Genomic DNA, 13380 nt, shown 5'->3' with positions numbered 1-13380 from the left:
CGTCGGTCATCCGTCTGCCGGTGGCCGTGGTCCTCCGGCCGGCCGACGCGAGCCGCCGGCCATCCCGGCGCCGGCGGCAGCTCCCGCATCACAGCCCACCGCTCATGCCCGAGCTGTACAGGGGCCGGCGATCCGGCCGCTCGTACCACGTCACCGGCGTCTGCGGGCAGGGCGGTCATACCCACGAGTGGACGAACCGGCCCGGAACTCGCGACCAAGCGGCTCTGCGACGGCAGGGCTTCTTGAGAACAGCCGCCCAGAGGTGCGCAGCTGGTGTCTCCCCAGCAGTCTGATGAGGTGTTCACCGGTTATGCCGCGGGAAGTGCCCCGCCCGGCCCATCCCAGATCCACCGGCCGTCCGAAGCCACGTAGAGCCCTATGACGACCTCGCCCGTGGTCGGGTCGATGGCGCAGCCGTCGGCGCGGACGTAGCGGGCCGGCGCCACGGCGGGATGGGGGAGGGGGGCCTGCTGCGGGGCGCGGCGGCGCTCGGCGAGGCGTACCTGCTCGCGGCGCCAGTGGCTGCGCTGCGCCTCGTGGCGTCGGCGTCGCCGCTGCCCTGTTCCTGCGGTGCCGAGGCGCTTGGCGGTCTCGGGCCACCCGGCGACGGGGTTGTCGCAGTCCTGGGTGGGTGTCCCGATCCCTTCGAGGGCGGTGGGGGAGAGGTGGTAGAGCTCCCCTTCGTGGTGGACGAGGCCGAGGGTCTTGAGCTTTTCGAGCTGCCGGTACGCGGTCGCGCGGGAGACGGAGGCGCTCGCCTGGATCTCGGCGCGGCTCTGCCCGTCTCGTTCGGCCAGGGCGGCGAGGACGGTGAGTCCGCTGCCTCCGAGGCCGTGGTGGGCGAAAGCGTCGAGGTGCATCAGCTGAGCCGCCGTCCGCGAGTCGATGTCGGCGCTGGTGCCGGGTTGTCTCACGCCTGGGCCACTCATGGCCCCCCCAGCCTCCGGCCCTTCGGGGGTGGCCCAGTGGTGAGACGCGGTGGAAGGCGGACGGGAGATGAGCATCCAGCGGGCGCCGTCGGTGGGGGAACCGCTGTCGAGCCGACGCAGGAACTTGCCCTGGAGAAGGCGCTGGTTGGAGTTGTGGGCGGTGGTGCGGCTGCAGCCCATCCGTTCGGCGAGGTCGCGTTCGGAGACGGCGTGGTCCCAACTTCCGGCCCGGGCGCAGATCTCCATGCGTGCGATGAGGTTGCGCATGTCGGTCTTGCCCGCGACGCCCTTCCAGGGAGTGCATTCGATGCGGGCGCGCAAGGCGGCCAGGGCGGCGTGGAAGTCCTGGCGGGTGCTGATGGGGTCGGTAGACCGCACGTACTGCTGCGCGCCGTCCCAGGCCCGCCGAAGCCACGCGGCTGCCTTGTCGTAGCCGTGGCGGTGCTGGAGGGTCCGGGCGTGCTGGCCTGCCTTGTAGGGGCCGTCGAGCATCACCTGGAGGAAGGAGGGCAGACTCCATCCCGCGCGGACGGCGTCGGCGGCCAGGGCGCGGGTCATCGCCCAGGCGTGGTCGGATGCCGCTGTGTTCTTCCCGCCTCGCTGGAGGTTGCCGGCTGCGTACGCGGCGTCTCGGTCGCCGAGGACCAGGAGCTTGTGCATCCGCGTGGACAGCGGTGGCAGCGCGGCCAGGAGTCCTGTGCGCTGTTGAGGCCGCGGCCGCACCCCAACGGTGGAGCCAGGGGGAAGCGTCGTCTGCGGCCCGTGCGCCCGGTTTCTGCGGTGATCGGCGGAATGGCGTGGCGGGGAGATTGTCTGTGGCCTGGTGGCAAGGGAGCCGGCGATCGCGGTGGTCATAAGCACAGCACCCCCGGCGCGAATCCGGTGCGAGCCGCGGAGGATCCCTGCGGGTGCGAGGAGCATGGGGGCGCTGTCGTCGTCGCGGCCCGCTCGGGGGCGAGAAGGAGACCCGGGCGGCCGGAGCAGGACACTGGGGGCAGGAGTGGGTGACAAACAGCAGCCGTCTGCTGCATCATGAACGTGATCCGTTCCTGGTGTAGTGGAACGTCAAGGCCCCTGGCAGGGCCGCGAGCTCCGGCATGGGAGTGATTTCACCCGGCTGCTTCGGCAAGGAGGAGCCGGGACTCGCCCGACTGGCAGGTCGGGCGAGGACGAGGGGCCTGCGGTTGGTGTGGTGGTGGCTCACCGCATCGTGCGCGAGGCCGGGCCCGGGTGTGAGTTGGTGAACCGCACCGGGCCGCCGGCGGGTTAGATCATCGGATGCTCCCTGCGGAGTCTTCTGCTGCTCTTGAAGGACATGTTGTCCTCCTGGGTTGGGGGGCAGCCGGTCTCAGGTTCCCCAAGCGTGCCCGCGCCCGGCTGCGTGGAACTCCGTCCGGGCGCCTGAGGGGCCGGTGCGCTACTCGTAGTGGGCGTGCGCCCCGGAGCCGGGGCATGCGGCCCGGGGCGGCCGCGGGGCGGAGACTCCGCGATGACGGCGCTGCTCCCGATGGCGGCTTGTACGGCGTCGTGCATCAGCCGACGGTATGCGGCGTGAGGGTTGCCGCGTACGTGACCGGGGCCGGGATGCTGAAGGAGGCGGCGGCGCGCAGCTCCGTGCCGGGGGTGGAGGGCGGCCGGGTATGCCCCGGACCGGGATGGGGACGAGGTCCAGCCGGACAGCGGCGAGTCGGTGGGCGCCATCTGGGTGGAGCGGATCCGGCGCAGGTCTTCGCGCAGCGCGATGTCGCGGCCTGCGGTACTGGCCGGCCGGGTCGAGCCCGGTGCGTCAGAGGCGAGGGGTGCGCGGCGGAGTCGGTCCACGGCCCGTGCGGCGAAGGCCAGTTCACGCCGGAGGCCCGGGCCGTCGACCCCGGAGGCGGCGATGCGCAGGGCGGCGGTGTCGCGCGATCTGTGCGGCACCGGGCCGAGCCGCAGCAGTACGTGGAGCACGGCTTTCGTGCAGTCGCGCTCTTTGCGCTGATGCGAACTACGTAACCCGACGTCCACAATTCCTCCTCGATGCGCCACATCAGAACGCCAGCCCGGTTGCTGGCACAGTCGGCCGTCCACGTGATCTCTATCTGGATGAACGCGGATTGACCAGGAACACCCCCTTCCGAAAGCCTCCCATCCTGTGGCTGAACCTGGGCAGGTATGAAGAGAAGCCGCCAGATATACGGCACTACTGGCGCCTTCTGCGCCAACGGTACCCTTCGGAAGTCACAGCGGGTGAGGCCGCGTTCACACTGAGCCCGGGCCGAAGCGGTCGACAGGCCGCCGCCTGCTAGCCCTCAGGGGTCGCGGGGACTCCTCGACCAGTCGGCATCCCCGCCGGCCCAGGCGCGCATCGGGATGGCGCACCGCGCGGACCGCGCCTTCGTGGTGCAGGAGGCCGGCGCCAGAACCCGGTCGGGCATGTCGTTGCCACTTCAACTCCATTTTGCAATTGCGCATTTGCTGGATGAGTCGCTTCCGCAGCGAGATCCTTCTACGCGATGACCGCTTGTGTCAACGATCGTTTCTGGAAGTAGTAACGATCGTTCTTCCCGAGGTGGATCCGCGTAGATTATGGAAGCTCTTGGTCTCTCTCGCCCTTGGGCAGCAGCGTGATCCGCGGCGAAAAGGCACCGAACTCGCAGCCACTTCATGGGCTTGCCGTCCACTTCGAGATCACGGATCGTCAAGTCGGTCATCCCCCTGCAGAGGGCCATGGCTGATGAGCAGCAGGGAAGGAGGGCACTCCTCGCAGAGCTGGGCGAGTACGCAGCCCGGCGCATCCAACGGCCCGCGGATCCCGAGGCCGTGATGGCCGAGTTCTGCCGGGTGGAGGGCGGGCGGAAGAACAGGCCGATCGACCTGGTTTCGGGGGATTCTGGCCCTGACGCGGGCGGTATCGAGGACGATGCGGGTGACGTCGACGAGGCCGGCGTCGTCGAGCCGGTGCAGCATGGCTTCGCACAGACGACCTCAGACACCCGCCCTGGACCGGATCACGAACCGGCGATGTGCCGTCGGCTTCGATATGCCGAAGCAGGGCGGCAGCGTCCGCCACGCACAGCCGCTGTTCGGGCGCCGATGCGGCCGTCGCCTTGTTTGTCGTCGACGGACCTCCCGGCCTGAGCCGGATCACGCAGCCGGAGCTGTCGCAGCGCGAGGCCGGGGGACGACGACGCTGGACCCGGCAGCCCTGTGGACGGCGTTGCGTACCAGCCGCCCATAGGCCACCACCGGGTCGCCTTGCTGACGATCCGGTGCCAGAACGCTGACCGCGGCCACTACCCGTGGCTCTGCGCCGGGCATCGCCGGTGCGCCCGGCAGGCGGTGCATCGGGACGGAGCAAAGGATCCAGCCGGGCAGCGGCGACACGGTGACTGCCACCTGGCTGGCCCGGATCTCCCGCAGATCTTTGCGCAGTGGGGCGTCACTGCTGGCCAGGTTGGCGAGCATGGCCAGGCCGGGTGCGTCGGAGTCGAGCGGAGCCTGGCGCAGGCGGTCGACGGCCTCGGGGGTGAGAGCCAGTTCGCGGCGGAATCGCGTGTCCTGGACGCCGGCGGCGGCGATGCACAGGCGCTCGCCGGTGAGGGGTGAGTGGGTGTGCAGGAGCGCCACCTGCCGGGTGCGGCTGTGGATGGACTCCAGGAGAGGGGTGACGTTCAACGGGGGGACGGGGGCAGGATGGACGAGCCCGGGCAGGTCCGGGGTTGCCGCAGCGGGGCGCAGCTCCCAATAGCCGTAGCGGGGCCTGTCGCACAACTGGGCGTTGAAGAGCTGGAGGAGCCGCCGGTGGACCTCATGCTTGTCCATCGCCGTGCGGGCGACGACCTCGCGGAACTTGTGCGGACCCGGGCCCAGTTGTAGCAGAGCGTGAAGTACCGCGTTGGTGCGGTGCTCCTGACGCCGATGCGAAGTACGGCGTCCGATTTCCATGGTTCCTCCTGCTTGCCTTCAACTCTGCCTGCTGCCGATAGGTTCGGCGACGTTGCTCTGTGCCTTGATCTCTATCGGGCTGCGGGCGCGGTTGACCAGGAAGACCCCCTTCCGGAAGAGGGCCTTCCTGCGACGGGCTGCGAGGAAGGGATTCCGGGATGCCCGAAAAGACGCATGGTTGTCCTGTTCTTCCTTGTTACTCTCGGTAAAAATGTGGCGAAACCTTTACGGTGCTGCAGCGGGAGTGGTTCCGGCGGGCGCGCCTACCGCCTGCGGGGACTTCGCCGGCACGAGCCCGGCGGCAGTGGCTCCGCGAGGCGGCCTAGGGTAATGCCATGGATCTTGCTGACAACTTGGCCACTGACCCGTACGGCGTCTACGAGCGGTTGCGGACCACGTCGCCGGTGCACCGAATCCAAGGGACCGACGGCCAGCCGGCCTGGATCGTGACCCGTTACGAGGAGGTACGGGCCGGACTTGCCGACCCTCGCCTGTCACTGGACAAGAGGCATGCGCGGACCGGCAACTACCAGGGCTTACAGCTGCCGCCTGCGCTCGATGCCAATCTGCTGAACATGGATCCGCCGGACCATACCCGGATCCGGCGCCTCGTCGGCAAGGCGTTCACCGCGGGACGTGTGGAACAGCTGCGTGCACCGATCCGAGCCGTCGCGGACCAGCTCCTGGACGCGCTGGGCACGGACGGGAGCGCAGAGCTGATCGGGGCGTATGCCGCGCCGCTGCCGATCACCGTGATCTGTGAACTCCTGGGCATACCCCGCGAGCGGCGTGGTGACTTCCGCGGATGGACTCAGGCACTGATTGCTCCGGACCCGAACCAGCCGCATGCCGCCAAGGAAGCCGTCAAGGCCATGATGCGGTTCTTCACGGGGCTCATCGAGCACAAGCGGCAGACCCCGGCGGACGACCTGCTGTCCGACCTGATCTCGGTCCGAGACGCCGAGGACGACCGGCTGTCCGAGGATGAACTCTTGAGCCTGGTCTTCCTGATCCTTTTTGCCGGGTTCGAGAACACCGTGCAGTTGATCGGCAATGCCGTATGGGCGCTGCTGAAGCACCCCGCCCAACTCGCCGCGCTGCGCGAGGACATGTCGAAGATCCCGGCAGCCGTGGAGGAACTGTCCCGTTTCGAGGGGCCCGCCCTGCTGGCGATCCGCCGATTCGCCACCGAGGACCTGACGATCGGCGACGTGACCGTGCCGGCGGGGGAGACCGTCCTGCTGTCACTGTCCGCTGCCAACCGCGACCCCGGCCGGTTTGCCGACCCCGATCGCCTGGACATCGACCGGGACACCGCGGGGCACCTCGCGCTCGGCCACGGCATCCACTACTGCCTGGGTGCACCCCTGGCCCGAGCGGAGACCGAGATCGCGCTGACCGCGCTGCTTGAACGCTTCACGGTCCTCGAACCCGACGGTGATGACGCGGCGCAGTGGCGGCGCTCCCTCCGAGCCCGCGGACTGAAGAGTCTGCGGGTGCGCTTTCGCGCCGGACAGCCTGCCTGACGAGCGGGGAAACGCCTGCGGCCCCGCCCGTCGAGCGGGGCCACAGCCATGTTCAGCCGACGGCGCGGGCCTTCTTCTGCCTCAGACGTTCGCGCAGGACGCCGATCATAGGAAGAGTCAGCCCCGAGAAGAGACACAGAACGGCCAGCCCGGCCAAGGCCGGGCTCAGAACCTCTTCCACCCTCAGCGACCAGGGAACATGCAGGGCGTCGCAGAGGATGTAGCTGCCCTTGGAGATCGTGTACGCCATGCCGAGGGCGGCGGCCACGGAGGACAGCGCGAACCCCGCCCCGCTCCACGGACGGATGCCCCAGTTCCGCAGGGCGGTGCGGCCGCACATGAACGCCAGCTCACCGCAGGTGATCAGCACGTACGAGAGGTAGATCAGCAGATACGCGGCGACCTTGTCATCGGCGGCGTACGCGGTGGTGAAAGCGACATGCGGCCCGTTGGTGGCCAGGAAGAGCACCACCATGACCGTCAGATAGACGAAGGCCGCGAAGCCGCGCTGGAAGACCGCCGGGCGCAGATACTCAGGCCGGTATGCCAGGTCGACCATGGCGACCTGAAGGAACGCGCACCACAGGATCGCGCAGATGTGCGCGGACAGCTTGGCTATGTTCTCGATCCCCGTGGCGCTCTGAACCACATGCGCTACAGCAGGCACCGCGAGGAGGACTCCCAGCGTGCACACACCGAAGGCCGATGCGATGGACCAGGTGGAGACACGTGGATTGCCCACGGCTCTCCGCACGCAGAGCGAGGTGACCAGTAACCCGGCCACCGTGCACGTCCCGAAGACTATGCCGTCCACTTAAAGCCCTTCCAAAGAGTCTGCCGCGTACTCTGCGGCTTCTGTGCTGCTGCGTCGGCGGCGCCCGCGCTTAGGTGCCTCCGGTGGCTCCCCCGAGGGAACGCGGTCTTCGTCCGTCGCTTCGCCGCACGGCGGTACGGCCTCGAGCCCCAGGGCCGAGCGTCGGCGTTCCAACTCCGTGATCACGTCGTCGACGGCGCCGTGGGGCATGCCTTTGAGGAGTGCCAGGAGGCGACGCGCACGCGGGTCTTCGAAAACCTGCAGCGCCGCGAGGTCGCTGTAGGCGTCGTGGGGAAGGAGGTGGGCCGGCGGGATGCCGCCGAGAGCCTTGCTCAGCGCCAGGACGGTGTGGACTGTCGGGTTGTCATGGGTGCCGTTGGCCAGCTTGTTGACCGCAGCATATGAGACAGATACGTGGTCGCCCGGGAGTGCCTCGACGGCCGCGGAGAGAGATCGCGATGTGTGCCCGCGGCCCCTGGCGTCCAGACGCGAGGTCATGAGGGCCTTGAGCTTCTCCGCCAGGGAGGGACGGCCGCCGCGACTCACCGCAGGCCACGGCAACCGGGCATGACCCGGACGTGGTCCACCTCGTGTCTGTTCACAACCTCGTCTTTCGGTCTGACCGCAGCATGCTGTGTGTACTTTAGTTGACACGCTGGGGAGCGCCGGGCAGGATCGCAAGCGCGATCGCAACCCTGCGCTCCGCATTGTGCGCGTGGAGTGAGGAACGCCTGCGAAGCCGCAGGGGGAACGATCTCTCGGGAGCCGCCACGCGGCAACCTCCCACTTCTGGAAGCGATTGCCGGAGGGACTGCATGGCCGATGCTTCGTCGCAGCCCCGACAGGTGCGCAGACGGGACATCGGTCAGGGGGAGCGGGGGTGGTTGACGGCGCAGCGCAGCGCCCGTACGAGGGCGGGCCGGTGTGCAACCGAACCGGACCGCATCTGCCGACGCGTCTTCGAAGGACTCGTGCATGACCTCGTGGGCAGTAGCACCGGTGAGCGAGAAACAGCCCGCTGCATAGTCTCCTCACATCCAGTCGAGGTTCTCAGCCATGCTCCGTGCCCAGCGGATCGCGAGTCAACACGGTCTGAGGCCAACGCGCTTGGCGGTCATCTGTCCGCACTCTTCTGGCGAGGGCAGCAGGACGTTGCTGGGCGGTCTGGTCGTACCGAGGGAACGCGGCACTCACGGTCGATCTCCTGCGCCTGGTCGACCGGGCCAGTCGCGGATCCGGCGCTGCGCGCGGCCCGGGATTCGAGCTCCTCTTGGACGGTGGGGTCGCCAAGGCCGGGCCCGCCTTGGCCAATACGAGCCCGCATTCAACGAGGGGGAGAATATACATGCACGGGAAAACAAACCGTGCCCTATACAGGGAGAGGACCGAAGAGGGCGCGGCGGCGGAGATGCAGGCGCATCGTCTGCAGAGCTTCCTCAGGGGCCGGCGCGAGCACCTCGGCCTCCGCCAGGTCCAGGTCGCCGAGCGATTGGGCATCAGTGAACGCGCCTACGGCAACTGGGAGCGGGGTCACGTCAAGGAGTGGACGGACGAGAAGCTGTACGCGCTCGCCGAGGCTCTCGAAATGTCCGAGTACCACAGTGCCCGCCTGTTTCTGTATGCCGTCGGTCGAGCGCCGCAGCCTGATGTGCGGGCCAGGTTCCGGCGGCCCGAACCGCAAGATCCATCCGTGGATGCCTTCGTCGGTGACTACACCGTCATGTTGGACGCGCTGTCACTGCCCACCTTGGTCATCGACCAGCGCTGGGACGTCAAGATGGCGAACGCCGCCTACCAAGATCTGTTCCGAGACGTCCGGCCTCATCCCACTGCGATGCCCGCGTGCAACTTCCTGCGATTCGGCCTGTTCCATCCAGATGCCCCTTCCGTGCTGACCGATCACCTGACATGGCAACTCGCCATGCTTGCGCAACTCTTTTCCAGTCTCGAACGCTACGGCGAGGACCAGGGCCTTCTGGCCATCCGGCGTGACGTGGACCTTGACCCCGCGCTTCGCGACGCCTACCTCAACGACATGCCCGACTGGGTGATGGGCTGCGGAGCGGACCTCATTCACCACGAAGACGCGATCCGCGAACTGAGGCACCCCGATCCGCGCGTCGGGCTCCGGGGATGCCGCCTGGTAGAGGAAACACCGCGTTCGCTGCAAGCCCTCGGGCTCACCCGGCTCACCCTTGTACTTGTCGGCATCGGCGGCCGGCCGGCCGTGGCCGAGCGACGCGACGCAGGCGTGGTGACGCCGGATGCATCGATGACGCGCCGCTGCAGGCGCGGTCCGGGACCCATGCCGTTCGGGGCTTGAAGCACCCAGGCGGGACACGGGTCCGCGCGGTGAGACCGGGCGCCGGCGGCCTCGACGAGTTCGGTGTCGAACACTGACGGATGGCCGCCGGATGTCGCGTCGGCCTGGTCGGCGGAGGGGTCAGTCTGAGCGCTCTGGCCCGAGCAGCCCGCGCTCTGAAGGAAGAAGGAAGGCCGCCGCACCCACCATCCCGGACGCGCGCTCATGCCGCCTGGGGCGAACTGCAGGGGATTACGCCGTACACGGCCGTGCCGAGGAGGAGCTGGCGCCAGACTGTAAGGCGTTGACGACCGCCGCGGCCGGGCAGGCGTTGATGACCAGCGCGGTCGGGCGGCGGGGCGGATTCGGCCACAGCCACCGCTACGCCCTGCCCGGCGCGGTGGCCTCGCCCTGGGCGTCGGCGGCGTAGTCCGGGTGCGCACCGAAGCCTGAACGAGCGTCGGCATGCTCCCGGCGGCCCTGCCGATCCCGCTATTCGCGAACCAGCAGGTGGTCCGTTGCCGGTCAGTCCCGGCAGGCACCTTGGATGATCCGGTCGATGACGGCTGCGGCCCGTTCCGGCTGCTCCTTCAGCCACCTGCCGAGGTGGGCCTGGACGGCCTGTCTGACGCACGCGCGCACTTCGGAGTTGCCCAGCACGTCGTGGGTGGAGGCCTCGAGCTCCAGATGGTCCAGTTTCACCGACACGACCGCCGTCAGGCCCTCGCCGATCCGATCGGCGTCGAAGCCGGGGTCCGCGGCCGTCAGCAGCCCCTGCTCCCGTGCGTACGCGGTGACCGCGGCCGTCACCCCGTCGCGGAAGCCCAGCGCGTGCGTGCCGTCGACAGTGGGCCGGCTGTTGGCGAAGCTCCGGACCCGCTCCTCAGGGCAGCCGCACCAGCGGAAGGCCACCTCCATCACCCCCGCCATCCGAGGGTCCTCGCGCTCGAAGGCGATGGTGTCCATGGGGGCGGACGCCGCCGCGTGGCCGTCGAGGAAGGCGACGAAGTCCCGTGCCCCGCCCGGGAAGCGGAGCCGGACCGAACGGGGTGCATCCGGGCGGCGGAGGTCGGTCAGGGAGATCTCCAGGGCCTGGTTCAGGAAGGCCAGTTCCCTGAAGCGCTCGGCCAGTCGGTCGAACGAGAACTCCGCGGCTCCGAAGATGTCGGCGTCGGGCCAGAAGGCGATGGTGGTCCCGCTTCCGGTCGCCGTCCCCGCCTCGGTGAGCGGGGTGGCGGTCACGCCGCGCGCGAACTCCTGGACCCAGCGCGTTCCCGCGCGCCGCACCTCGGCCGTCATCCGGCGCGACAGGGCGTTGACGACGCTGGGCCCCGCGCCGCAGAAGCCGAGCGCCACGTCGTGGCGGCCTCCGGCTCGCGCCCCGGCCTGCATGTGGCTGAACAGGGCTTCGAGCCCGGGACCGCCGGCGTCCCCCGTCTCGCCGATGGCAACACCTGGCCCGTCGTCGGCGACACACACGCCGCCGTCCGTTGTGAGAGTGATGTCAACGGAACCGGCACGCCCGGCCAGTACCTCGTTCACCGCCCGGTCCGCCACCTCGAACACCATCTGGCGCAGGCCGCGTTCACCTGTCGAGCCGATGTACATCCCGGGCCGCTTGCGAACGGCTTCCCACCCCTGCAATACCTGGATATGACTGGCGTCGTACTCGGTGGCTTCCTCACTCATGATGTCCCCTCCGATGCTGTCCAGCAGAACTCTCTAGGCTAGGCGAGTCCCAGGAAAGCACCAGTTCAGAGTCGTTTCTCCGATGGCGCGGGCAGGCGTGGGAGCGGCTGTCCGCAGGCAGTCGGCCCAGGGGGCGCGAATCATCGCCGGAGTGCGGCCGCGGCCCCGTCGAGGGTGTGGACGACACCCTTGCCAGCAGCTCCGAGGCCTCCGTTTCGACGTCGGCGAGATCCTCCTGTGTCCGGCACCTCGCCCCGGGTAACAGTCCGGTTCCAGGGGAGCCGCCGAGGCCGCGTCTCCTCGCCGTCCTCGTCGAACCCCGGCGTGACCACGGGGTCAGGGTAGGAACGGAACAGAAAACCGGCATAGCTGTCAAAACTTTTGACGTCCGGTGTTCGGTGCACTCGCTGGAGGTGCCACCTGTTGGGGGAGCTTGCCACGATCGTCGGCGCGCGGCAGGGCGGGCGGCGTAGGTTGCCGCCCACGGCGAAGCATGTCCGTTGGGACGACGATGCTGAGGTCTCGGTCGTCCGTGACTGATGTGGAACGACGGTGGCTCAGGACGCTTCTGAGCGGAACCTGGCCCGGGTCACCGTCCGCGCACCGGGCGCTGCTGCCTCCCACCCGGCGAGACCAGGCCCGTCTCGTACGCGAGAACCACGGCCTGGGCGCGGTCGCGGAGGTTGAGCTTGGCGAAGATCCGCGCCACGTGCGTCTTCACCGTCGACTCGCTGAGCGTCAGCTTGCTCGCCAGCTCGCTGTTGGAGAAGCCATGCCCCAGCAGTGTCAGCACCTCCCGCTCGCGCGGCGTCAGCGGGGCCAAGTCGCGGTGCGGTGCCGGGGCTTCGGTGGAGGCGGCCAGGGTGGGGGCGCCGGTGGCGAAGCGTTCGACGAGCCGGCGCGTGATCGAGGGCGCGAGTAGCGCGTCCCCTGTGTCCACCAGGCGTACGGCGGCGGCGAGATGGGCCGATGTGACGTCCTTGAGCAGGAAGCCGCTGGCGCCTGCGGCGAGGGCGGCGTACACGTAGTGGTCGAGGTCGAAGGTGGTCAGCATGATCACCCGGCACCGGGGGACCTGGACGAGGATCCGGCGGGCGGCCTCCAGGCCGTCCATTCCGGGCATCCGGATGTCCAACAGCGCGACGTCCGGCCGGTGTTCGAGCACCTTGGCGACCGCCTCGGCGCCGTCGGAGGCTTCGCCCACCACGTCGATCCCGCGGGCGGTCAGGATCATCCGGAACCCGGTGCGGACCAGCTCTTGGTCGTCGGCGATCACGACCCGGGGCCCGAGCTGGCCGGTTGAGGGCGCGTCCGTCACGGCCGGTCCAGCGGGATGCGCGCGCGGACCCGGAAGCCGCCGCCGATGCGGCGCCGGGCGTCGAGGTCGCCGCCGTAGACGGCGACCCGCTCGCTCAGGCCGAGCAGCCCGCGCCCCGTCCCGTCGGCCCGCCGCTCGGGACCAGCCGCATCCCCGGTGAGCACGCTCGGCCCGCTGTTCAGCACCTCCACCCGCAGGTAGTGGTCCGCGTAGCGCACCGTCACCTCCGCCTTCACTCCGTCCCCGTGCTTGAGCGCGTTGGTCAGCGCCTCCTGGATGATCCGGTACGCCGTCACGTCAATTCCGGCCGGCAGCGGCCGCGGCTCGCCGGAGATCCGCACCTCCACCGGCAGGCCGGCGAAGGCGAACCGGTCGATCAGCGGGCTGAGCCGACCAAGGCTCGGCTGCGGCGCGAAGCCGTCCCGGTCCGGCTCGTCGGCGCCGTCCGGCGCGGGGGCGAGCAGGCCTAGCAGGTGTCGCAGTTCGGTCATCGCGTTCCGCCCGGCGGTCTCAACGGCGGTCATCGCGGCCGTTGCCTCCTCGGGCATGGTGGCCAGCACCTCACGGGCCGCACCGGCCTGCACAACCATCAGGCTCACGTTGTGGCTGACGATGTCGTGCAGCTCCGCGGCGATCCTGGCCCGCTCGGCGTCGACGGCCGTGTGCGCGGCACTCTGCCGCTCCCGCTCCAGCAGCCAGCCGCGCTCGCCGATCGCCGCCCGGTACGCGCGGCGCGCCCGGGCGAGCGCCGCGGCCAGCCAGCCGGCCGCGCCTGCCGCCACCAGGGCGGTGGTCCAGCCCGCTTCCGCTCCCCACATGCCGCCAGCTTCCCAGCTCACGCCGTGATCCACATCAACCGGGGGTGCCGCCTGTGT

10 protein-coding genes and 1 pseudogene are annotated in these 13380 nt (G+C 69.5%); 3 read left to right on the top strand and 8 right to left on the bottom strand.

Annotation, left to right across the window (positions count from 1 at the left end; translation table 11 throughout):
* Window positions 1-308: 308 nt before the first annotated feature.
* From ACF073_RS35650 to ACF073_RS35640, 3 genes and pseudogenes are all read right to left on the bottom strand, one after another.
* On the bottom strand, window positions 309-1589 hold the full coding sequence (locus tag ACF073_RS35650) for a helix-turn-helix domain-containing protein (RefSeq protein WP_392075634.1): 1281 nt from the start codon (window positions 1587-1589) through the stop codon (window positions 309-311).
* 2211 nt (window positions 1590-3800) lie between these two features.
* Window positions 3801-3992, bottom strand: a pseudogene (locus ACF073_RS35645) (IS5/IS1182 family transposase); the annotation flags it as partial.
* A 63-nt stretch (window positions 3993-4055) separates the two neighbouring features.
* Window positions 4056-4856, bottom strand: coding sequence for a hypothetical protein (locus tag ACF073_RS35640; protein WP_392075633.1), 801 nt, complete (start codon window positions 4854-4856; stop codon window positions 4056-4058).
* 335 nt (window positions 4857-5191) lie between these two features.
* Between ACF073_RS35640 and ACF073_RS35635 the strand changes: the two genes are divergently transcribed.
* A complete protein-coding gene (locus tag ACF073_RS35635; protein ID WP_392075632.1) occupies window positions 5192-6382 on the top strand; it encodes a cytochrome P450 in 1191 nt (396 codons plus the stop codon).
* Window positions 6383-6434: 52 nt separating this feature from the next.
* On the opposite strand, the gene ACF073_RS35630 is transcribed toward ACF073_RS35635, so the two are convergent.
* Together ACF073_RS35630 and ACF073_RS35625 are read right to left on the bottom strand one after the other, a co-directional pair.
* On the bottom strand, window positions 6435-7124 hold the full coding sequence (locus ACF073_RS35630; protein ID WP_392075631.1) for a hypothetical protein: 690 nt from the start codon (window positions 7122-7124) through the stop codon (window positions 6435-6437).
* A 72-nt stretch (window positions 7125-7196) separates the two neighbouring features.
* Window positions 7197-7694, bottom strand: coding sequence for a hypothetical protein (locus tag ACF073_RS35625; protein ID WP_392075630.1), 498 nt, complete (start codon window positions 7692-7694; stop codon window positions 7197-7199).
* Window positions 7695-8541: 847 nt separating this feature from the next.
* Here ACF073_RS35625 and ACF073_RS35620 point away from each other — a divergent pair.
* Both ACF073_RS35620 and ACF073_RS35615 read left to right on the top strand, forming a co-directional pair.
* Window positions 8542-9519, top strand: coding sequence for a helix-turn-helix domain-containing protein (locus ACF073_RS35620; RefSeq protein ID WP_392075629.1), 978 nt, complete (start codon window positions 8542-8544; stop codon window positions 9517-9519).
* A 283-nt stretch (window positions 9520-9802) separates the two neighbouring features.
* On the top strand, window positions 9803-9928 hold the full coding sequence (locus ACF073_RS35615; RefSeq protein WP_392075628.1) for a hypothetical protein: 126 nt from the start codon (window positions 9803-9805) through the stop codon (window positions 9926-9928).
* 95 nt (window positions 9929-10023) lie between these two features.
* On the opposite strand, the gene ACF073_RS35610 is transcribed toward ACF073_RS35615, so the two are convergent.
* The 3 genes from ACF073_RS35610 to ACF073_RS35600 form a co-directional block, all read right to left on the bottom strand.
* The gene (locus ACF073_RS35610) at window positions 10024-11187 is read right to left on the bottom strand and encodes an ATP-binding protein (protein WP_392075627.1); all 1164 of its coding nucleotides are present in this window, start codon (window positions 11185-11187) and stop codon (window positions 10024-10026) included.
* 589 nt (window positions 11188-11776) lie between these two features.
* Entirely contained in the window at window positions 11777-12505 is a 729-nt protein-coding gene (locus ACF073_RS35605; protein WP_392075626.1) for a response regulator, read from the bottom strand.
* Window positions 12502-13344 (bottom strand): sensor histidine kinase, encoded by an 843-nt coding sequence (locus ACF073_RS35600; RefSeq protein WP_392075624.1) that lies wholly within the window; start codon window positions 13342-13344, stop codon window positions 12502-12504. Before ACF073_RS35600 ends, ACF073_RS35605 begins: the two co-directional genes overlap by 4 nt.
* Window positions 13345-13380: the final 36 nt, after the last annotated feature.

It is taken from the genome of Streptomyces sp. NPDC015171 (assembly GCF_043079545.1).
Taxonomy (GTDB): domain Bacteria; phylum Actinomycetota; class Actinomycetes; order Streptomycetales; family Streptomycetaceae; genus Streptomyces.
The sequence above is the reverse complement of the archived record's forward strand: the minus strand, read 5'-3'. Positions and strand labels throughout refer to the sequence as shown.

Excerpts from the sequence above, each read along its gene's own strand:
- ACF073_RS35640 (WP_392075633.1), bottom strand. The coding sequence starts at position 4,856 with ATGGAAATCGGACGCCGTACTTCGCATCGGCGTCAGGAGCACCGCACC.
- ACF073_RS35620 (WP_392075629.1), top strand. The coding sequence starts at position 8,542 with ATGCACGGGAAAACAAACCGTGCCCTATACAGGGAGAGGACCGAAGAG.
- ACF073_RS35635 (WP_392075632.1), top strand. The coding sequence starts at position 5,192 with ATGGATCTTGCTGACAACTTGGCCACTGACCCGTACGGCGTCTACGAG.
- ACF073_RS35625 (WP_392075630.1), bottom strand. The coding sequence starts at position 7,694 with ATGACCTCGCGTCTGGACGCCAGGGGCCGCGGGCACACATCGCGATCT.
- ACF073_RS35610 (WP_392075627.1), bottom strand. The coding sequence starts at position 11,187 with ATGAGTGAGGAAGCCACCGAGTACGACGCCAGTCATATCCAGGTATTG.
- ACF073_RS35650 (WP_392075634.1), bottom strand. The coding sequence starts at position 1,589 with ATGCACAAGCTCCTGGTCCTCGGCGACCGAGACGCCGCGTACGCAGCC.